Below are 20,247 nucleotides of genomic sequence, written 5' to 3' on the forward strand. Positions count from 1 at the left end.
TAAGGGCGCGCAGTTCGCACGCCTCGCTATCCCTCCCCGCACTAAAGTACGGGGTATCTCGCGGAGAAAACCGATGAACCACCCTGGGCGAGGGGTATCTCTGCAACTTGTCGTTGCGCTGGCGATCATGCTCGGCATTCTGTTGCTCGGCGCCGGCCTTGCCTGGCAGGGCTACCAGGGCATGCGCCAGGCGCTGGTGGCAGCTGCCGGGGATGCGGCCCATCAGGTCGCCAAGACCATCGACGAGCGCGCCCGTCGGTTGATCGAGCCTGCGCAGAGCAGCTTGCGCATGCTGGCCTTCACGCCGACTCCTGGCGATCTGGAGCAGCGCCTGGCGCGTTTGCCGCAGTTGGTCGAGAGCCTTCAGGTGAACAAGATGGTCAGCTCCACCTATGTCGGCTTCACCAACGGCGAGTTCTTTCTTGTTCGCCGCCTGCGCGACCCCCAACTGCTGCAGCGCTTCGCGGCACCGGTGGGCAGCGTGTACCTGGTGCAAAGCATTAGCCGAGGCGCGAACGGCGAGTTGCAAGGGGAGTGGCGTTTCTACGATCAGGACGTGAATTTGTTGCAAGTCCAGGCCAAGCCGGATTACCACTACGATCCGCGGCCACGGCCTTGGTTCGTCTCGGCCTCCAATCGTTCCAGCACCGTGTTGACCCGTCCTTACGTGTTCTACACCACCCGCGAAGTCGGCCTGACCCTGGCGCAGCGCAGCGTCGACGGGCGCTCGGTGATCGGTATGGATGTCTCGGTCAACGATTTGGCCCTTGAGAGCCGTGACTTGCGCATGACGGCGGGGACCGAGATCGTCGTGCTCGATGAGCGCGGTCAGGTGGTGGCCTATCCGGATCTCGAGCGGATGATCGTCCGCGAAGGCGAGGCCGTGCGTCTGTCGAGCATCGGCGAGCTGGGGATTGCGAGTCTTGCGCACATCCGGGAGCAGATGCCCGAAAGCGGACAGCCGCAGTTGTATGAGGTGGAGGGCGTGCTCTGGTACGGCATGCGGGTGCCGTTGATGAGCCTGGCCGGGCACAACCTGGAAGTCTTGCTTGCCGTGCCGGCTCGAGAATTGTTGGCAGGGGCGCGCAAGGTACTGTTCGAGCAGTTGCTGTGGACCGCGGTGCTGATGGCCGTGCTGCTGGTGCTCGGCGGATTGCTCGGCAAGCGCATCGGCTTGCCGCTGCGTACGTTGGCAAACCAGGTGCGGGGCCTTGCAGGGTACGATTTCAGCCGTGAAGTGGGTGTCGCTTCGCGGGTGACCGAGGTGCGCGAGTTGAGTCAGGTGCTCAGCCGGATGTCGGGGACGATACGCAGCATGCAGCAGATCACCCTCACGCTCAGCCGTGAGAGTCAGTTGGAGCGGATGCTCGATGGCGTCCTCACGCATCTGGTGCAGGCGGCCGGGGTCAAGGCCGGGGCGGTGTACCTGTTCGATGTCGACGATGCTCGGCTACGCCTGGCCGCCGCCTGCGGCGTGGAAGGCTACCCTGACGAACTCGCCGTGGATACCGAGCACCCCGAAGGTCTCGCCGCTGCCGTCACACAGGCTCTGCAATTGTCCGGCTCAGGCCTGGCGGTCTCGCTCAACGACCGCGATCAGGTGCTGCTGGGTGTCCTCGTGCTGCAACTGGAACAGACGACCGCCAACGAAGAGGTCACCGAGCCGTTCCGACGCTTCGTTCACGAGTTGTCCGGCGCGGCGGCCGTTGCCATCGAGACCCGCCAGTTGGTCGAGGCTCAGCAACGCTTGCTCGATGCCATGATCAAGCTGCTGGCAGATGCCATCGATGCCAAGAGCCCCTATACCGGTGGCCACTGCGAGCGAGTGCCGCAATTGGCGCAGATGCTGCTCGACCGGGCGATAAGTGCCGACAGTGGTCCGTACGCCGATTTCACCATGAACGAGGAGGAGCGCTACGAGTTTCGCGTGGCCGCCTGGCTACACGATTGCGGCAAGGTCACCAGCCCCGAGTACGTGGTCGACAAAGCCACCAAGCTGGAAACCCTGTACAACCGGATCCATGAAGTGCGCACGCGTTTCGAGGTGCTCTGGCGTGATGCCGAGCTTGCCTATTGGCAAGGTCTGGCCAGCGGCGCGGATCGCCAGGCGCTACAGCGGGCGCTGCAGCTCACCCAGGCCGAACTGCAGGAGGAGTTCGCCTTCGTTGCCAAGGCCAACATCGGCGGCGAGTTCATGCAGGAAGACGACATCGGGCGCTTGCAGCGTATCGGCCAGCGTCGCTGGCAGCGGCACTTCGATAACCGCCTCGGTCTTTCCCGTGATGAACAGGAGCGTTTCGCTGGCGTGCCGGCCACGCCCTTGCCAGCCGACGAGACGCTGCTGGCCGACCGCCCCGAGCATCGTGTGCCATGGGGTGAACGCAAGCCGGCGGTAGACAAGTACGATCCGCGTAACCTCTGGGGCTTCGACATGCGCCTGCCTGCCGATGCCAGCAACTACGGCGAGCTGCACAACCTGTCGATTCGCCGGGGCACGCTGACCGAAGAAGAGCGGTTCAAGATCAACGAACACATCGTGCAGACCATCATCATGCTCGAAGCGCTGCCGTTCCCTCGCCAGCTCAAACGAGTGCCGGCGATCGCCGGCCATCACCATGAGAAAATGGACGGCACCGGCTACCCAAGGCGGCTGGGGCGGGAGGCGCTGAGCATTCCCGAGCGGGTCATGGCCATCGCCGACATCTTCGAAGCACTCACCGCTGCTGATCGGCCCTACAAGCCGCCGAAGACATTGTCCGAGTCGGTGAAGATCCTGGTGTCCATGGCCCGTGACAACCACATCGACGGTCAGTTACTGCGGTTGTTCCTCAGCAGCGGTGTGTACCGCCAGTATGGCGAGCGATTCCTGCGGCCCGAGCAGATCGACGAGGTCGACGTGGACTACTGGTTGGCGCAGATACCAGCGTAAAACGCCATCGTGTCGATGCTCATGGGTCTCGGTGCCATTCTCCCGGTCGTGCGAAATTCACAATAATTCCGTGCACAGTCCTCAAGAAATTGCATTGGACAATGTATTACACTTGCGAATGAGCTAGAAATACTTAGTAACATCTGCTGTTCATCCTGATAGCAGATTTCCCTCCCTTACTCATATCCCTATAGAAAACGAGCGTTAATATTTGCATGCAAGACTCAAGACAGCGCTACCTCGGCCCATCCGGCTTGCAGGCCTGCACGTTCACCTTCGCGCTGCTCAGCGGCTTGGCAGTGGTCAGCCCAGCCTCGGCAATGGACGCCTTCGATAGTCAATCGCCTTATATGTTCGGCAACTGGGGCGGCACCCGCGACGACCTCGCGCAGCGTGGCGTCGAATTCAATGCCAGCTACGTGGGTGAAGTCGGCGCCAATCTCGGCGGCGGCTACGACAATAGCCGTGCCACCCGCTACAGCGATCAATTCGCCTTCGGCGCCAAGTTCGATCTGCAGAAGTTGCTGGGCTGGCACGATGCTGCCTTCCAGCTGACGGTCACCGACCGCAACGGCGACAACATCTCCAACGACCGCGTGGGTGACCCTCGGGTCGGCACCTTGAGCTCGTCCCAGGAAGTCTGGGGGCGCGGCTCCCATTGGCGCCTTACCCAGATGTTCTACCAGCAGAAATTCCTCGACCAGCGCCTGGACATCAAGGTCGGCCGGTTCGGCGAAGGCGAAGATTTCAACACCTACGACTGCGATTTCCAGAACCTGGCGTTCTGTGGCTCGCAGGTCGGTAACTGGGGTGGAATCTGGTACAACTGGCCGGTCAGCCAATGGGCGGCGCGGGTCAAATATGCGCTCACCCCTGAGCTTTATGCGCAGATCGGCGCCTACGAACAGAACCCGTCCAATACCGAATCGGGTAATGGCTTCAAGCTCAGCGGCAGTGGCACCGAGGGTGCGGTATTGCCGGTCGAGCTGGTCTGGCAGCCGCATGTCAATGGCCTGCCCGGTGAGTACCGCGCCGGTTACTACTACAGCACCGCCGATGCCAAGGACGTGCTCAAAGACAGCAACGGTCAGCCCGCGGCCATCAGCGGCAACGACTACCGCAGCGCTTCGAGCAAGCATGGTTTCTGGTTCGGTGTGAAGCAACAGGTGACTCAGGTCGGTGCCGATACTTCGCGCGGTCTGAGCCTGTTCACCATGGCCACCGTGCACGACAAGAAGACCAACCTGGTCGATCACTACGTGTCGGCGGGTGCTGTCTACAAAGGTCTGCTCGACGCACGGCCACTGGACGATATCGGCTTCGCCGTGTCGCTCATCCATGTGAACCCTTCCTATCGCAAGAATGCCAAAGCTTCGAATCTGTTCAATGGCGTCTACGATTATGACGACCCGTCCTACACGCCGGTACAGGACACGGAGTACAACGCCGAGCTGAACTACGGGGTTCATGTCACCCAATGGCTGACCGTTCGACCGAACGTGCAGTACATCCGTCACCCCGGTGGCGTGACCCAAGTGGACGATGCCTGGGTCGGTGGCCTGAAGATTCAAGCGTCGTTCTGACGTGATGCACGCCGGCCTGGTCCGGATTTTTTGATCCACTCAAAATGGAGTTTTTTCTATGAGCACTCAGGGTGCTTCGAACCGTAGCCGACTGCTACCGAGCTTGCTCGGTGTCGTCCTGCTACTCATGGGCCTGGCCCTGGTGGCGGGCGGTATCAAGCTTGCGACCATCGGCGGCTCGCTGTATTACCTCATCGCCGGCGTGGGCATCGCCCTGACTGGTATCCTGCTGCTGCTCGGCAAGCCTGCCGCACTGTGGCTGTACGCCTTGGTACTGTTCGCCAGCACGGTCTGGTCGCTGGTCGAAGTCGGCCTGGACTGGTGGCGCCTGGTGCCACGCCTGGCCCTGTGGTTCGTGCTCGGCATCGTGATGCTGCTGCCCTGGTTCCGCCGCCCGCTGCAAAACAGTGAAGCGGCAGGCAAGGGCACCGGCGCGCTGGGCTTCGCTGTCGTAGTGGCGGGCCTTGCCGCACTGGCCAGCCAGTTCGTCGAGCACCGCGAGGTCAACGGTACATTGGAGCGCACCAGCACCGATGTGACCAGCAGTGCCCCGGCCCAGCCCGATGGTGACTGGCAGCACTACGGGCGCACCCCGTTCGGCGACAAGTACTCGCCGCTCAAGGAAATCACCCCGGAGAACGTGCACAAGCTGGTACCGGCCTGGACTTTCCGCACTGGCGATATCCCGACCGAGAACGATCCCGGCGAGACCACAGCGGAGAACACCCCGTTGAAGGTCAACGGCATGCTGTACGTGTGCACGCCGCACAGCCAGGTAATTGCCCTGGACCCGGACACCGGCAAGGAGATCTGGCGCTTTGACCCGAAACTGTCGACGCAGAACGCCGACAACTTCAAGGGTTGGGCGCACATGACCTGCCGCGGCGTCGCTTATCACGACCAGGCCGCTTATGCCGAGACCTCTGCCGAGCAGAGCCCGAGCACTGCCGCTGACGCCAACGCCTGCCCGCGCCGGTTGTTCCTGCCGACCGCCGACACCCGCCTGATCGCGCTCAACGCCGACACCGGCAAGGTCTGCGAAGGCTTCGGCAACAAGGGCCAGATCGACCTCACCACCAATATCGGCACCTTCGCCGCCGGTGGTTACTATTCCACCTCGCCACCTGCCGTGACCAAGGACCTGGTCATCATCGGTGGTCACGTCACCGACAACGTCTCTACCGACGAGCCGTCGGGCGTGGTGCGTGCCTATGACGTGCACGATGGTCACCTGGTGTGGAATTGGGATCCGGGCAAGCCGGATGCCACCGAGCCGATCGCTGCCGATGAGTTCTACACCCGCAACTCGCCGAACATGTGGTCGGTGGCCTCGGTCGACGAGCAACTGGGCATGGTCTATCTGCCCATGGGCAACCAGATGCCTGACCAGTGGGGCGGCAACCGTACCCCCGAATCGGAAAAGTACAGCGCCGGCGTGACTGCGCTAGACCTGGCTACCGGCAAGGTGCGCTGGACCCACCAGTTCACTCACCACGACCTGTGGGACATGGACGTCGGCGGTCAGCCGACGCTGATGGACCTGAAGACCGCAGACGGCATCAAGCCTGCGCTGCTGGCTTCGACCAAGCAGGGCAGCATCTATGTGCTGGACCGCCGCACCGGCGAAGCCATCGTGCCGATCGAGGAACGTCCGGTGCCTCAGGGCGCAGTGGAGGGCGACCATACTTCACCGACCCAGGCCTTCTCTGACCTGAACTTCTCGCCGACCACGCTCAAAGAAAGCGATATGTGGGGGGTGAGCCCGTTCGACCAGATGCTCTGTCGCATCCAGTTCAAGTCGCTGCGCTACGAGGGCATGTTCACGCCGCCTTCGCTGCAGGGTTCGCTGGTGTTCCCAGGCAACTTCGGCGTGTTCGACTGGGGCGGTATCTCGGTCGATCCGGTGCGCCAGGTATTGTTCGCCAACCCGGACTACATGGCTTTCGTATCGCAATTGGTACCGAGCGAGGACGTTGCCGGCGGTCCGGCTCGCAAGTCCGAGACCGAAGGCGTGCAGCCTAACAAGGGCGCGCCTTACGGCGTGATCATGTCGCCGTTCCTGTCGCCGATCGGCCTGCCTTGCCAGGCGCCGGCATGGGGTTATGTGGCGGCGGTCGATCTGACCACCCACAAAGTCATCTGGCAGCACAAGAACGGCACCGTGCGCGATAACTCGCCGCTGCCGCTGGCCCTGCCGATGGGCGTACCGAGCCTGGGCGGCAGCTTCATGACCGCCAGCGGCCTGGCGTTCCTGTCGGGCACCCTGGACCAGTATCTGCGCGCCTATGACGTGCGCGATGGCAAGGTCCTGTGGGAAGGCCGCCTGCCGGCCGGCGCGCAGACCACGCCAATGACCTACCAGGGCAAGGACGGCAAGCAGTACGTGCTGGTCATGGCTGGTGGTCATGGCTCGCTGGGGACCAAGCAGGGTGACTACGTGATCGCGTACAAGCTCGCTGACTGACCTCACCGCCGTCATGAAAATGCCGCTTTCGAGCGGCATTTTCATGTCTGCACCTCCCTCGCAGTGCACCCTCGACCTGTCATTTTTGCCAGTAGGCACCTCAGCCAGCGGGCCTTACGGTATCGGTCAGCCAGAAGGATGGGAAGGCTATGCGCAGCACAGCCGTGTCCAACGAGACGGTTAGTGGCCCCAGTCACCTGTCTGTCATGGCGGGCTGCTAGGGTGCCGGTCCCCACTCTTGGCACAAGGACCGATGCCGTGCATACCGGTACGAACCGCAAGCAGATCATTCTCCGCTCCAACGACATGCGCAGCGATGATTTCGGCGCGTTGTTCACGCAGCTGTTCGGCAACCTGTATGCCGACATACCGCCGCTGGGCGAGGGCATTTCCATCGGCGGCGTCTATGGTCGTTTCGCGGGGATGAGCGTGCGACGCATGCACTACCGGGGTGACTTCACCATCGCCTTGCCCACGCCCCAGGACGAGATCACCTTCGTGCTGCCCACCGCCGGGCGTATCGTGTTCGACCATCGTGGCGAGGCAGTGGGCGGCAATCAGGTTGGCCTTGCGCTCGACAAACTGGATATTCGCTCGGTGCACATTGCCGATGGCCATGCCCAGTGCGGCATGTCGATTCGACGGGGCGTGTTCGTCGAGCGTCTGACGGCACTGTTGGGGCGAGCGCTGGTCAAGCCAATTCGGTTCGCCCCCGTGGTCGACCTCAAGGCGTCCGCCTTCCAGGGCATTCGGGCACTGTTGGAACTGGCCACCGGCAGCGAGTTCGATACCTTGCTCAATTCCGGCCTGCTGCTGCCCGCCAGGCTCCAGGAGATGTTGGTGGATGCGCTGTTGGAGAACTGGCCGCACAATCACAGCGAAGCCCTGGGCAGCACACAGCCCTCGATCGCTCCGCGTCACGTCAAGTTGGCCGCAGCGTACCTTCGCGAGCATCCCGCCAGCCAGGTCAGCGGTAGCGAATTGGCGAGCCTGGCCAATGTCAGCCTGCGTGCCCTGCAGGATGGCTTCAAGCGTTTCACCGGCATGTCGATCGTCGCCTACCAGCGCCAGGTGCGCCTGGAACGGGCGCATGAGCTGTTGCGTCGCGACGACAGCGGCACGGTGGCGCAGGTCGCCCTGGGCTTGGGGTTCAGCAACGCCGGGCGATTCGCCCAGTATTTCCAGCAAGCCTATGGCCTCAGCCCGGCGGATGTGCGGCGGGGTGGCCTGAGCCAGGCCACCCCGAGCAACGGCATCAGAACGCGTAGCTGGCCTTGAGGCTGCCGCTCACGCCGTGGCTGTCGCTGCTGCCGAGGGCCGCGACCTCGGCAGCGATGCTCAGGGCGCCGAGGCTGGCCATCAGGTTGACCCCGCCGCTGAACTGGTCGCGGTCGTCGAATGCGGCGCGCTGCTCGATATCCAGGCCCAACAGCTGAGCTTCGCTGTCGATCTGGCGATCACCGAGAACCCGTTCATAGCCGACTTCGATGCCTGGGACGAGCTGCCAGGCCCCCAGCGGGTAGGGAGCGAACGAGACCTTGAGGTTGGCCAGCGCGGCGCGGCGGGTGGCGTTCAGGTCGTCGACCTGCAAGGCCAACTCGCTGCCTTTCTCATCGAAGTCTGACAGGTCGACATGGCTGATGCGGATGCCCAAGGTCGGTTCCAATATCACGTCATCGGTGGGCAGGCGATAGCCTAGGGCCAGGCTGCCGCCGACCAGGTTGCCGTGAGTGTCGCCCTTGGCCGTGCCCAGCCCGCTGCCGATGTCGCGCTTGCTGCTGTAGTCGAGCCAGCCGCCGCTGGCCTTGGCTTCGACGAACACGCCCCGGTCCAGGCTACTGGGGGCGAAGCGTGCGCCCAGGCTGAGGAAGGTCAGGTCGGTGTCGACGTCGCCGCCAGCACCGCCAACGTTGCCACGGCTGTAGCCGAAGCCTGCGTAGCCACTGAGCTGTTCGTTGAAGCGCTGGGTGAGGCCCATCATCAGGCCCTGGCTGTGCTCGTTGCTGCTCTGGGCCTGTACCGAGCTGTCGGTGCCCAGGTAACTGGCCAGGGCCGTGCTCCACAGGCGTGATTGACCGGCCTTGAGGTCGACACCACTGGTGAAGGGCGCGGCGGCGCGGTCGATCATCGCGTCCTGGCGCAGCAGGTAGCTGGCGGCATCGGCATGCACCTGGCCGCCGACCCGTGATTCGACCCCACCCAGGGTGCCGGCATCGATCGCCGATTGCAGGTAGTAGTTGTAGGCGGTGTAGGCGCCCGACAGCGAGCTGTCCTGCAACTGGTTGAGCAGCCGTGCACCGGCGGCGGCGTTGCCCTGCAGACCCGTCTGGCCCGGCAGCATGGCGTAGCGCACCATCTTGCCGCGCAGCACGTAGAGGGTTTCCTGGGTCAGCCCCAGGCCCTGCTTGAGGTAGTTGTCCATGCTGCCGTATTCGGCTGTGACCTCGTCCAGGCCGGCCTGCAGGTAACTGGCCTCGACGCCCAGCAGCGGTGCGTAGACCTCTGCCATGCTCGCCGGCATGGCGGCGAGAGTGGCGGCCACCCGGGCTGAGGTGTAGTCGTTGGTCGCCAGGTAGTTCTCCATGATCGTCGCATCGTCGACGCCGGCGATGCTCAGCAGTACCGCGGCGGTCCAGCCGGTGCGGTCCTTGCCTGCGGTGCAGTGGAACAGGGCTGCGCCGTCGGCGGCGGCCAGGTCGTTGAACAGTGTGGTGAACTGGCTGCGCACGTTCGCATCGCTGACGAAGCTGCGATTGGCATCCTCCATCATCGCCCGCGCTTCGGCAGCGGTGGTCAATGAAATGTTGGTGAGATTGGCACCTGAGGTGGTGGTGCCGAGGATATCGATGTTGGTGTAGCTGGCACCTTCGGGCAGGGTGTCCGGTGTGCTGGCGATTTCGCTGGCGGTACGCAGGTCGTAGACATCGCTGATATCCAGGCCGTTGAGCACGGCCAGGTCCGAGGCGGTCGGCGTCAAGGCGTTGGAGCGGTAGAAAACCCCTGCGCGCATCACGCCGTCATGGCGGGTGGTGTAGGCCTCGGTGGTGCCGGCGATATCGCGGAAGTTGTCCATGCCAGCCAGGCGCGGAGTGTCGAGCGCGTCGGTGGCGTTGGCGTTGGCAATGGCGAGGGTGAGCAAGGACAGGGAGCAGAGCACACGTTGCAGCACGGGACAGGTCTCATTGTGGTTGGATTGAGCGAGCTACTGTCCGCGAGTTACATGAAACTGAATGTTACAAGGCGTCGCAGGGCGACGATGACTGCGCGTTATGTCCGGGGGCTGCGTGTTTTGTCCTCGAGGAGTAGGTGTGAGGTGCGTTTTTCGAAGGTACGCTGGCTCAGCAAAGGGCTGTGAGCGGGGCCTTGTTCTGGACAGCGCCGGGTTCCCTTTCCCGGCGCCAGCGGCTAGCCTCGGCCGAACTCCCTTATCCGATCGCGTACCCTTGCCATGCCAGAAGGTTTTGCCACGCTCCCCTCGCTCAATGCGCTGCGGGTTTTCGAAGTGGTGGCTCGCCACCTCAACTTCCGCCTGGCGGCCGAGGAGCTAGGTGTCACCCAGGCTGCCGTCGCCCAGCAAATCCGCGGGCTGGAGGCAAGCCTGGGGCTGCCCCTATTCGAACGCCGGGCGCGCGGGTTGGCCCTGACCGACGCGGGCAGGGCATACAGCGGCAGCATCCGCACCGCCTTGGCGATGATCGACGAGGCGACGCGACTGTTGCGACCGGAGCCGGCGCACCTGACGGTCAGCGTGACGCCCACCTTCGCATCGAAATGGCTTATCCCTCGGCTCGGCGCCTTTGCCGAATGCCATCCTGGTATCGATCTGAGGGTGCTGGCCACCGATCGCCTGTCGCATTTCCATACCGATGCAGTGGATATCGCCGTGCGCTACGGCCAACCGCCCTTCGGTCCGGGCCTGGACTGCGAACGGCTGATGGCACAACGAATCGTCGCAGTGGCCAGCCCGGCATTGTTCGCCCAGCACGGTCCGCCGACCAGCCCCGAGTCACTGCAAGGCTATGTAATGCTGCACGATGCCCATGACGATTGGCCCGAATTCACTGCGGCGTTGTTCGCCCAGCATGAACCGATCTCGGCCAGGCACATGCGCTTCAACCAGACCTCCCTGGCCATCGAGGCAGCTATCAATGGTCAGGGGATCGCCCTGGCCGATCAGGCCTTCGTTGCCAGCGACATCGCCGCCGGCCGTCTGCAGCAGGTATTTGGCCAGGTACTGCAGCGTGACAAGGCGTTCTATCTGGTGTGGCCGCGAAAAGCCAGGCAAGCACCGATGCTGGAGATCGTGAGGAACTGGCTCAGACAACAGGCAGACGATAGTTAATCTACTGGCTCAGGCAAGCTTGGGTGTCTCTCTGCTCGCCCGAAAGCACGCTAAGGTAAGGCAAATCCTGAACGAGTGTGTGGAGGTATCATGGCAGTGGAAAAAGTGGCGATCATCACCGCAGGCGGCAGTGGCATGGGAGCGGCGGCAGCGCGACGACTGGCGGCCGATGGTTACAAGGTCGCCATCCTGTCTTCGTCTGGCAAGGGCGAGGCACTCGCGGAGGAATTGGGCGGGATCGGCTTCACCGGCAGCAATCAGTCGCTCGATGATCTGCGTCGTCTGGTCGACACCGTGGTCGCCACATGGGGGCGCGTCGATGTGTTGGTCAACAGCGCAGGCCACGGCCCGCGTGCGCCGATCCTGGAAATCAGCGACGAGGACTGGCACAAGGGCATGGACACCTACCTGCTCAACGTGATTCGGCCGACCCGCCTGGTGACGCCGATCATGCAGCGGCAGAAGGGCGGGGTGATCATCAACATTTCCTCGGCCTGGACCTTCGAGCCTACCGAGCTGTTCCCCACCTCCGCGGTGTTCCGTGCCGGCCTGGCCTCGTTCACCAAGATCTACGCCGACACCTATGCCGCCGACAACGTGCGCATCAACAACGTGTTGCCAGGTTGGATCGACAGCCTGCCGGCAACCGAGCAGCGCCGCGACAGCGTGCCGCTCAAGCGCTACGGCACCAGCGAGGAGATCGCAGCGACCATTGCGTTTCTCGCCAGCGAGGGGGCTGCTTACATCACCGGGCAGAACATCAAGGTCGATGGGGGCGTGACGCGCAGTGTCTGAGCGTAGCTGCCGGTGACCGCGCGCCAGGCGCACGGGGCGTCGTGAGGCGAACCGGGCTCACTTGAAGAATTGGCTGGGGGTGATGCCGAACTGGCGTTTGAACATGCTGGCGAATGCACTCGGGCTGTCATAGCCGAGTGAGCCGGCCACATCGATGATGCGCTCGCCCAGGGCGATGCGTTCCAATGCCAGCATCAGGCGTGCCTGCTGGCGCCACTGGCCGAAGGTCATGCCGGTTTCCTTGCGGAACAAGCGTTGGATGGTTTTCTCGTCCACGCCCAGGCGCTCACCCCAGTCGGCCAAGGTAGAGCCATCGTCAGGCGAGGACTGCAAGGTCGCGCAGATCACCCGCAGGCGCTTGTCGCCGGGTTGCAGCAGCTTCAGCGGCAAGGTCGGCAACACGCAGATCTCGTCGAGGATCAAGCGCATGATCCTGCCCGCGCGCGAATCGGCAGTGAACGGTGTGGTCAGGGTCACCGAAGCCTTGATCAACTCGCTGAGCAAGGGTGAAATGCCAATGGCCTTGCTCTGCAGCGGCAGATCGCTGGCGGCATCAGGACGGACGAACACGCTACGCATCTTCACATCGCCTACGCAGCGGATGGCGTGCACCTGGCCGCAGGGCATCCAGATCCCGCGACTCGGCGGCACGGTCCAGCGTTCGCAGGCCGACTCGACGATCATCAGGCCGTTGATGGCATAGATCAACTGGTGCTTGGCATGTGCATGGGGGGCGATGTACCAGCTCGATGGGTAGTCGGTCGCCCGGCTACCCACCTCCCAGGGGGACGCGTCTACTTCTGCGAGTAAGTCCTGTTGAGATCTGACCATGTTGCCCTCACGCGCCCCCGGATACTGCGCGGCCATGTTAGCAGCAGCGGCTCGGGTGTGCCTTGGAGCGGGTCATCGGCAGCAACGCCGTGGCCAGCCCCAGCAGCGGCAGGTACGAAATCACCTGATATACCCAGACGATCCCGTGCCGGTCGGCCAGCTCGCCCAGCCCGGCGGCGCCAATGCCGCTGATGCCGAACATCAGCCCGAACATCACTCCGGAGACCATCCCCACCCGGCCCGGCACGGCCTCCTGGGCATAGACCACCAGCGCGGCGAAGGCCGAGGACATCACCAGGCCGATGGCTACCGCCAGCACCGCCGTCCACGCCAGGTTGGCGTACGGCAAGGCCAGGGCGAACGGCGCCACGCCGAGGAACGACACCCAGATCACCGCCTTGCGGCCGATGCGGTCGCCCACCGGACCGCCGGCGAAGGTCCCCAGGGCCACGGCGGCGAGGAATACGAACAGGTAGAGCTGGCTCTGCTGCACGCTCAAGCCGAAGCGTTCGATCAGGTAGAAAGTGAAGTAGTTGGTGAACGAAGCGATGTACACGAACTTGGCAAACATCAGCAGGGCAATGACGCCGACAGCGCGCCACACCGCGCCTTTGCTCAGGCCCGGGGCCTGATGGCCGGCCAGGCTCTTGAGCTGGGTCTGGCCGTGGCGCACGGTCCAGCCGGTGACCCGCAGCAGCACGTATACCGCGAGCCCCGCCGCCAACATGAACCAGGCGATGGCCGGCTGACCATGGGGGATGACGATGGCGGCGGTCAGCAACGGGCCGATGGCCGAGCCGGTATTGCCACCTACCTGGAACGTCGACTGGGCAGTGCCGAAGCGCCCGCCCGAAGCCATACGCGCTACCCGCGATGCTTCTGGGTGGAAGGTCGCCGAGCCGACCCCGACCACCGCGGCAGCCAGCAGGAGCATTCCATAGCTGCCGGCGAAGGCCAGCAGGGCGATGCCGACCAGGGTTATCAGCATGCCGGACGGCAACAGGAACGGAAGAGGACGTTTATCGGTGTACATGCCCACCCAGGGCTGCAGCAACGAGGCGGTCACCTGGTAGACCAGGGCGATCCAGCCGATCTGCGCGAAGCTCAGTGCGAAGTCGCTCTTGAGCATGGGATAGATCGATGGCAGCACGGCCTGGATGAGGTCGTTGAGCAGGTGGGCGAAGGCGGCGGCGCCGACGATGCGCACCACGAAGCCCTGGGGCTGGTCGTCGTGCGCCGTCGCTGCGGCCAGAGTGGCGGAAGGCGTCGTCATGGGTAGTGTCTTCTTTCGGGTGGGAACAAGGCATTGCCCAGGCAGGGTAGCCACTGGACGGTTTGCCTGTCTCACGCCGAACAGGCACCCACTAGCGCGAATCGGACATCATCCAGCGATCATAACCCCAGATCGCTGAGCCCCGGATGGTCGTCCGGGCGACGACCGAGCGGCCAGTGGAACTTGCGCTCGCTCTCGAGGATGGGGTGTTCGTTGATGCTCGAGTGGCGATGCTGCATCAGGCCGTCCTCGGCGAATTCCCAGTTCTCGTTGCCATAGGCGCGGAACCATTGGCCGCTGTCGTCGTGGTACTCGTAGGCGTAGCGCACCGCGATGCGGTTGCCGGTGAAGGCCCATAGCTCTTTGATCAGCCGGTATTCCAGTTCGTGGTTCCATTTGCGGGTCAGGAAGTCCTGTACCTGGTCCCGACCACGGGGAAACTCCACGCGATTGCGCCAAACGGTGTCGACGGTATAAGCAAGCGCGACCTTGGCCGGGTCGCGGCTGTTCCAGCCATCTTCGGCGAGACGGACTTTCTCGATGGCGCTTTCGTGGGTGAAGGGCGGCAGCGGTGGGCGGGACATTGCGGTCTCCTCGTGCGGTAGGGGCGGATTTCAAGCGTAGTACGCCCACGGGGCAGGGAGAATATCCGTCCACTGAACATCATAATTGCATCAGGCGAAATAACCCGCGCTCAACGCAGTTGGGCAGTGCGGTCGAGGTTATCCAGCATGAGCTGGAAAAATGGGTTGGAAGTTGCCCGCGAAAAGTTGCCGGCGTCGAGGATCAAGGCTCCGCGTTCGCCGCGCATGCTCAAGGTACCCAGGTGGACGCCGTAGTTTTCCACCTGGCTGGGCTGTTGCCCATAGAGGGCATCATCGAGGGGAAAGGGCAACGCGACATGCGACAGTGAGAACAGTCCGTTGGGGTAGCTGGCAGCGAGCATCTGCTCCGTGGCTGCGGTGCTGCCGGCGGCGTAACGCAGCGAGCGCATTCGGGCATCGCCCTGACCGCGAGCGCCGACCAAGGTCCGCGCGTAGCGGCGGGCGGGCGCAGCGAACAGCTGTTCACGCAGGGCCGCAACGGCTGGACGCAGCATGTCATCGATGCCGAGCGACGTGTTGGTGTCGAAGATCACCAGTTCGCTGCCGTTGGCTGGCAGCCGGTCGTAGAGCTCGGTCTGGATCGCGGCTGTGCTCACCGTGCCATCGACCAGTGACTGGTAGGTGACGATCGGCGCCAGCGCCTGCAGGCGTTGCGGGTTTTTGCCGGCGTCCAGCAACTGCTGGCGCAGCGCTTCGGTCAGTTCGTAGGACTGGCGGGCAGCGTTGACCGGGAACGAGTTGTACTTGAACGGATTGAATTCGGGCAGCACGCTCAACCAGGCTGCCTTGGCGAACGCCGGGAACAGAGCGGGCAGGCCGGCGATGCCGGCGAAGCGGGCAAAACGGCTGACACCGATCATCGGCGAGAGGAGGATCAGATGGTCCGGCCTGCTCAGCTCCGGGCGGGCCAGTGCATCCAGGGCATACTTCACCGCCAGGGCGCCGCCGTTGGAAAAGCCAACCAGATACAAGGGTTGGCCGGGAGCGCGGCGGGTGGCTTCGCGCACAGCCAGGCGGGTGGCGGCCATCCAGTCTTCCCAGTGGGCAGCGCTGAGGCCGGCGGGTACGCTGCCATGGCCTGGCAGGCGGATGGCCACGACCACATACCCTTTGGCCTGGAAGTGGCTGGCCAGGTGACGCAGGCTGTAGGGTGAGTCGGTCAGACCGTGCAGCAGTACCACGGCGCCCTTGGGCGACTGGGACGGCTCGGCGATGTAGGAGCGGTTCCAGTCGCGGGTCAGGTTGCCCGGGTACACCCGACTGCTGGCATCGAAACGGTTATAGGCCGAAGAGCGCTCGGTGGCCAGCTGTTCGCGCATCTCCTGCTGCAGTGCCGCGAACAGCTTGGCCTCGGCATTGACATAGCCTGCCCAGTCGCTGCGGTCGATGGTATTGGCGTCGAGCTCTTCGGGGACATAGGTGTGCCAGGGCTCCAGGCGAAAGTCGGCGATCGCGGTGATGCGAAAACCGAACAGGACAATCAGCATCAGGGCCAGCACCAGCACTACCAGCGAAACCATCAGCCGCCGCATCGGCATCCTTCCTCCTTGAAAACCTGATCTACGTCGGGCTGCGGTTCCAGTCCCTCAGTCCCACTGGGGGGCAAGGTTGTCGGGGCTGACTTCGCGGCCGTTGCGTTCGAGTGTAGCGATCCGCGCCATGTCGTCTGCGTCCAGGTGCAGGTCGCGGGCGAGCAGGTTGCTGGCCAGGTTCTCACGCTTGGTCGACGAAGGGATGACCGCGTAACCCAATTGCATGGCCCAGGCCAGGGCCACCTGGGCGACGGTGGCGTTGTGCTTGGCGGCGATCGCGGTCAGCACCGGATCCTTGAGTACCTTGCCATAAGCCAGGGTCATGTACGAGGTGACGGTAATGCCTTGGGTCTGAAGGAACTGCGCCAGCTTGGTGTTCTGCAGGTAGGGGCTGAGTTCGATCTGGTTGGTGGCGATCTCGCCCTCGCCGACGACCTCGATGGCCTGGCGGGTCAGCTCGATATTGAAGTTGGACACGCCGATCTGCCGGGTCAGGCCTTGCTGCTTGGCCTCGGCCAGCGCTGCCATGTATTCGCCCAGTTCAACGCCATTGCCTGGTGCCGGCCAGTGAATCAGCAACAGGTCGACGTAGTCGGTACGCAGTTTGCTCAGGCTCTCGCGCAGACTCGGAACGAGTTTGTCCTTGGCGTAGTTATTGACCCAGATCTTGGTGGTGATGAACAGCTCGTTGCGCGGTACGCCGCTTTCGGCGATGGCCTGGCCAACGTCGGCTTCGTTCTTGTAGATCTGCGCGGTGTCGATGGTCCGGTAGCCCAGCTCCAGGGCGGTCTTGACCGAATCGATGACGGCCTGGCCGGAAAGGCGGAAGGTACCCAGACCGAAGGAAGGAATGCTCATTGGGCTGCTCCTGCTGAATGATGAAGGAACCAATAGAGCCTAGTCGCTCCAGGCCGGTAAGTGTTCGAGTGAGCAGCAGTGTGCAGGTTTCAACGGGATTGATTAAGGCGGGGGAGTGCGAAGGTCATTTGACCTGGCGGCAAGAGTTGGGCGGGGCAGGTCCTGGAAACGCAACGGCCCGCCGAAGGGCGGGCCGTTGGTCAAGCAGCGACGATCAGCGGCGGCGGAACAGCGGCAGCGGTTCGTCGGCGGCGGCCTGGTAAGTCACCGAGAAGTCCTTCAGACCTTGCAGGGCGTCTTCCGGATCCTTGTCGGCTCGGATGGCGAAGGCATCGAAACCGCAACGGGCCAGGTAGAACAGCTGATCGCGCAATACGTCACCGATGGCGCGCAGCTCGCCCTTGAACTTGTAGCGATCACGCAGCAGGCGCGCATTGGAATAGTTGCGTCCGTCGGTGAAGGCTGGGAAGTTCAGCGCGATGACCTGGAAGTGCTCGACGTCGTCCCCGATTTCCTCGGCTTGCTCGTCGCTGTCCAGCCAGATGCCCAGGCCGCCATCGCGGGCCTTGAGTACGTGGGCATGGTCGCGCCACATCTGCAGCGGAACGATGTAGTCGTCGCAGTTGGTCAGCTCGTCGAACGAGGTTTCCTTGGGCAGCAGGTGCCAGGTTTCGTCGACGATCTGATTGTTCTTAATGATTCGCTGCATAGACGCGCTCCTTGAAGGGGTCGATGCCGATACGCTGGTAGGTGTCGATGAAGCGCTCTTCCTCGGTACGCTGTTCGACGTACACGTTGATCAGCTTCTCGATCACGTCGGCCATTTGCTCCTGTGCGAACGATGGGCCGAGAATCTTGCCCAGACTCGCGTCGCGCGCGGCGTTGCCACCCAGGGAGACCTGGTAGAACTCCTCGCCCTTCTTGTCCACCCCGAGGATGCCGATGTGGCCGACGTGGTGGTGACCGCAGGCGTTCATGCAGCCGGAGATGTTCAGGTCGATCTCGCCGATGTCGAAGAGGTAGTCCAGGTCGTCGAAACGGCGCTGGATGGACTCGGCGATCGGGATCGACTTGGCGTTGGCCAGCGAGCAGTAGTCGCCACCTGGGCAGCAGATGATGTCGGTCAACAGGCCGATGTTCGGCGTGGCGAAACCGCTTTCGCGCAGTTCCAGCCAGAGCGCGTGCAACTGGCGCTGCTCGACGTCGGCGAGAATGATGTTCTGCTCGTGGGAGGTCCGCAGGAAGCCGAAGCTGTAGCGCTCGGCAAGGTCAGCCACGGCGTCGAGCTGCTTGTCGGTCAGGTCGCCCGGGGCTACGCCGGTGGGCTTGAGCGACAAGGTCACGGCCACATAGCCTGGGCGCTTGTGGGCGCGGGTGTTGCGCGAGCGCCAGCGGGCGAAACCTGGGTTCTCGGCGTCCTGGGCGGCGTAGTCGACGTTGTCCAGTGCCAGGTAGTCGGGGTCGACGAAGTGACGCGAGACGCGCTGCACTTCCTGTTCGGTCAGCGTGGTGTTGCCGCCACGCAGGTGGACCATTTCGGCCTCGACCTTTTCGGCGAACACTTCAGGGGTGAGCGCCTTGACCAGAATCTTGATCCGCGCTTTGTACTTGTTGTCACGGCGGCCGTAACGGTTGTACACGCGCAGGATGGCGTCGAGGTAGCTGATCAGGTCCTGCCAGGGCAGGAATTCGTTGATGAACGAGCCGACCACCGGGGTACGGCCCAGGCCACCGCCGACCAGCACGCGGAAGCCCAACTCACCGGCAGCGTTGCGCACCGGCTCCAGGCCGATGTCGTGCACTTCGATGGCAGCGCGGTCTTCCTTCGAGCCGTTGATCGCAATCTTGAACTTGCGTGGCAGGTAGGCGAATTCCGGGTGGAAGGTGGTCCACTGGCGGACGATCTCGCACCACGGGCGTGGGTCGATGATCTCGTCTGCAGCAACCCCTGCGAACTGGTCGGTGGTGGTGTTGCGCAGGCAGTTGCCGCTGGTCTGGATCGCGTGCATCTGCACGGTGGCCAGTTCGGCGAGAATGTCCGGGATATCTTCCAGGGCCGGCCAGTTGAACTGCACGTTCTGGCGGGTGGAGATATGGGCGTAGCCCTTGTCGTAATCGCGGGCGATCTTGGCCAGGGTGCGTACCTGGCGTGCGTTCAGCTGGCCATAGGGCACGGCGACGCGCAGCATCGGGGCGAAACGTTGGATATAGAGGCCGTTCTGCAGGCGCAGAGGGCGGAATTCTTCTTCGCTCAGCTCACCGGCCAGGTAGCGGCGGGTCTGATCACGGAACTGCTTGACGCGGTCCTCGATGATCCGCTGATCGTACTCGTCGTATACGTACATAAAAGTCCTGTCTCAGGCTGCATGCAGCTATTCGCGCGCACGGCCGCGCACTCCGGTTCGGAGCCCGGGAACGATAGCAGGTTGCGTTTATGCGCTAAAGTGATGTTTTTGCATATGAAAAGAACCAAACGAACTAAGTGAGATTGACTGCCATTTGTAGCGTTCGTCGGCGCTCAAAGACCCTGCTTGAGGGAAGGGCATTGCTCGTCTTTACTGGGGTGTGAAGTGCATTCCCCATAACACTACAAGAGGCAATGCAATGGGCAACTCAACCAAGGTCCGCAAAGCTGACAGCAGCGTCGACGCCTGGGCGATCCTGTGCCTGATCGTACTGGTGGTGGTCACTGCCGTTTACTGGGTCAGCCATCAGTAGCCTTATCCTGCCACCGTGACGTGCCTGTGCCGCCGCTGTTCAGCGAGCGGTCAGGTGCACGGCCAGTTGCACCAACCCGATCAGCACCAGGATGAACACCAGGGTGAACAGGGTGCCGAGCACGATGAAGTGGCTCGCCTTGCCATGGGTGAAATCGCGCGCGCGATTCTTGCCGCTCTGTACGCCGAAGGCGGCGGCGAGAATGCTGTGCAGCATTTGCCAGAAGGTTGGCCGCTTGTCTTGGCTGGAATCGTCCATGGTGGCTCCCGAGGTAATCAGAGGCGATCAAGGACAGTGTAGGCCCAATCGCCGCCAGG

15 protein-coding genes are annotated in these 20,247 nt (G+C 63.3%); 6 read left to right on the forward strand and 9 right to left on the reverse strand.

The genetic code is table 11. The features are described 5' to 3' along the window. Window positions 1–73: 73 nt before the first annotated feature. From KY379_RS13890 to KY379_RS13905, 4 genes are all read left to right on the forward strand, one after another. Window positions 74–2,929, forward strand: coding sequence for an HD domain-containing phosphohydrolase (locus KY379_RS13890; protein WP_261240485.1), 2,856 nt, complete (start codon window positions 74–76; stop codon window positions 2,927–2,929). A 215-nt stretch (window positions 2,930–3,144) separates the two neighbouring features. Beyond that, the gene (locus KY379_RS13895) at window positions 3,145–4,512 is read left to right on the forward strand and encodes a carbohydrate porin (RefSeq protein WP_306466516.1); all 1,368 of its coding nucleotides are present in this window, start codon (window positions 3,145–3,147) and stop codon (window positions 4,510–4,512) included. Window positions 4,513–4,570: 58 nt separating this feature from the next. Next, window positions 4,571–6,976, forward strand: coding sequence for a glucose/quinate/shikimate family membrane-bound PQQ-dependent dehydrogenase (locus KY379_RS13900; RefSeq protein WP_261240487.1), 2,406 nt, complete (start codon window positions 4,571–4,573; stop codon window positions 6,974–6,976). A 258-nt stretch (window positions 6,977–7,234) separates the two neighbouring features. After that, on the forward strand, window positions 7,235–8,254 hold the full coding sequence (locus tag KY379_RS13905; protein ID WP_243744036.1) for an AraC family transcriptional regulator: 1,020 nt from the start codon (window positions 7,235–7,237) through the stop codon (window positions 8,252–8,254). Here KY379_RS13905 and KY379_RS13910 read toward each other — a convergent pair. Next, a complete protein-coding gene (locus KY379_RS13910; protein WP_261240488.1) occupies window positions 8,232–10,145 on the reverse strand; it encodes a tyrosine-protein phosphatase in 1,914 nt (637 codons plus the stop codon). The genes KY379_RS13905 and KY379_RS13910 overlap by 23 nt on opposite strands. A gap of 279 nt (window positions 10,146–10,424) precedes the next feature. On the opposite strand from KY379_RS13910, the gene gcvA reads away from it, so the two are divergent. Next, window positions 10,425–11,318 carry a transcriptional regulator GcvA gene (gcvA, locus tag KY379_RS13915; RefSeq protein ID WP_261240489.1) on the forward strand — a complete coding sequence of 298 codons (894 nt, stop codon included), beginning with the start codon at window positions 10,425–10,427 and terminating at the stop codon, window positions 11,316–11,318. A gap of 90 nt (window positions 11,319–11,408) precedes the next feature. Then, window positions 11,409–12,113, forward strand: coding sequence for an SDR family oxidoreductase (locus KY379_RS13920; protein ID WP_261240490.1), 705 nt, complete (start codon window positions 11,409–11,411; stop codon window positions 12,111–12,113). Between the two features lie 57 nt (window positions 12,114–12,170). Here the strand turns inward: KY379_RS13920 and KY379_RS13925 are convergent, their stop codons facing one another. The 8 genes from KY379_RS13925 to KY379_RS13960 all read right to left on the reverse strand — a co-directional run bounded on the left by KY379_RS13925 (window position 12,171) and on the right by KY379_RS13960 (window position 20,188). Continuing rightward, entirely contained in the window at window positions 12,171–12,944 is a 774-nt protein-coding gene (locus tag KY379_RS13925) for an AraC family transcriptional regulator (protein ID WP_196172674.1), read from the reverse strand. A 37-nt stretch (window positions 12,945–12,981) separates the two neighbouring features. Continuing rightward, window positions 12,982–14,217: an MFS transporter gene (locus KY379_RS13930; protein WP_133326983.1), complete on the reverse strand. Its 1,236-nt coding sequence runs from the start codon at window positions 14,215–14,217 to the stop codon at window positions 12,982–12,984. A 119-nt stretch (window positions 14,218–14,336) separates the two neighbouring features. Beyond that, window positions 14,337–14,801 carry a DUF1348 family protein gene (locus tag KY379_RS13935; RefSeq protein WP_196172676.1) on the reverse strand — a complete coding sequence of 155 codons (465 nt, stop codon included), beginning with the start codon at window positions 14,799–14,801 and terminating at the stop codon, window positions 14,337–14,339. Window positions 14,802–14,911: 110 nt separating this feature from the next. After that, complete coding sequence (locus tag KY379_RS13940) at window positions 14,912–16,360, reverse strand: alpha/beta hydrolase (RefSeq protein WP_196172677.1); 1,449 nt, start codon at window positions 16,358–16,360, stop codon at window positions 14,912–14,914. A 48-nt stretch (window positions 16,361–16,408) separates the two neighbouring features. Further along, window positions 16,409–17,212, reverse strand: coding sequence for a 2,5-didehydrogluconate reductase DkgB (gene dkgB / locus KY379_RS13945; protein ID WP_261240491.1), 804 nt, complete (start codon window positions 17,210–17,212; stop codon window positions 16,409–16,411). A gap of 214 nt (window positions 17,213–17,426) precedes the next feature. Next, entirely contained in the window at window positions 17,427–17,921 is a 495-nt protein-coding gene (locus tag KY379_RS13950) for a DUF934 domain-containing protein (RefSeq protein WP_133326975.1), read from the reverse strand. Further along, entirely contained in the window at window positions 17,905–19,557 is a 1,653-nt protein-coding gene (locus KY379_RS13955; RefSeq protein WP_133326973.1) for a nitrite/sulfite reductase, read from the reverse strand. The genes KY379_RS13950 and KY379_RS13955 overlap by 17 nt, the downstream gene beginning before the upstream one ends. Before the next feature lie 412 nt (window positions 19,558–19,969). Next, window positions 19,970–20,188 (reverse strand): DUF2970 domain-containing protein, encoded by a 219-nt coding sequence (locus tag KY379_RS13960; protein ID WP_261240493.1) that lies wholly within the window; start codon window positions 20,186–20,188, stop codon window positions 19,970–19,972. Between the last annotated feature and the right edge of the window lie 59 nt (window positions 20,189–20,247).

This window comes from Pseudomonas sp. HD6422 (assembly GCF_025377065.1).
Taxonomy (GTDB): domain Bacteria; phylum Pseudomonadota; class Gammaproteobacteria; order Pseudomonadales; family Pseudomonadaceae; genus Aquipseudomonas; species Aquipseudomonas putida_U.

What these genes read in the sequence shown, in the direction of transcription:
- KY379_RS13895 (WP_306466516.1), top strand. Translation starts at nt 3,145, where the DNA reads ATGCAAGACTCAAGACAGCGCTACCTCGGCCCATCCGGCTTGCAGGCC.
- gcvA (WP_261240489.1), top strand. Translation starts at nt 10,425, where the DNA reads ATGCCAGAAGGTTTTGCCACGCTCCCCTCGCTCAATGCGCTGCGGGTT.
- dkgB (WP_261240491.1), bottom strand. Translation starts at nt 17,212, where the DNA reads ATGAGCATTCCTTCCTTCGGTCTGGGTACCTTCCGCCTTTCCGGCCAG.
- KY379_RS13955 (WP_133326973.1), bottom strand. Translation starts at nt 19,557, where the DNA reads ATGTACGTATACGACGAGTACGATCAGCGGATCATCGAGGACCGCGTC.
- KY379_RS13920 (WP_261240490.1), top strand. Translation starts at nt 11,409, where the DNA reads ATGGCAGTGGAAAAAGTGGCGATCATCACCGCAGGCGGCAGTGGCATG.
- KY379_RS13930 (WP_133326983.1), bottom strand. Translation starts at nt 14,217, where the DNA reads ATGACGACGCCTTCCGCCACTCTGGCCGCAGCGACGGCGCACGACGAC.
- KY379_RS13900 (WP_261240487.1), top strand. Translation starts at nt 4,571, where the DNA reads ATGAGCACTCAGGGTGCTTCGAACCGTAGCCGACTGCTACCGAGCTTG.
- KY379_RS13935 (WP_196172676.1), bottom strand. Translation starts at nt 14,801, where the DNA reads ATGTCCCGCCCACCGCTGCCGCCCTTCACCCACGAAAGCGCCATCGAG.
- KY379_RS13940 (WP_196172677.1), bottom strand. Translation starts at nt 16,360, where the DNA reads ATGCCGATGCGGCGGCTGATGGTTTCGCTGGTAGTGCTGGTGCTGGCC.
- KY379_RS13890 (WP_261240485.1), top strand. Translation starts at nt 74, where the DNA reads ATGAACCACCCTGGGCGAGGGGTATCTCTGCAACTTGTCGTTGCGCTG.
- KY379_RS13925 (WP_196172674.1), bottom strand. Translation starts at nt 12,944, where the DNA reads ATGGTCAGATCTCAACAGGACTTACTCGCAGAAGTAGACGCGTCCCCC.
- KY379_RS13960 (WP_261240493.1), bottom strand. Translation starts at nt 20,188, where the DNA reads ATGGACGATTCCAGCCAAGACAAGCGGCCAACCTTCTGGCAAATGCTG.
- KY379_RS13950 (WP_133326975.1), bottom strand. Translation starts at nt 17,921, where the DNA reads ATGCAGCGAATCATTAAGAACAATCAGATCGTCGACGAAACCTGGCAC.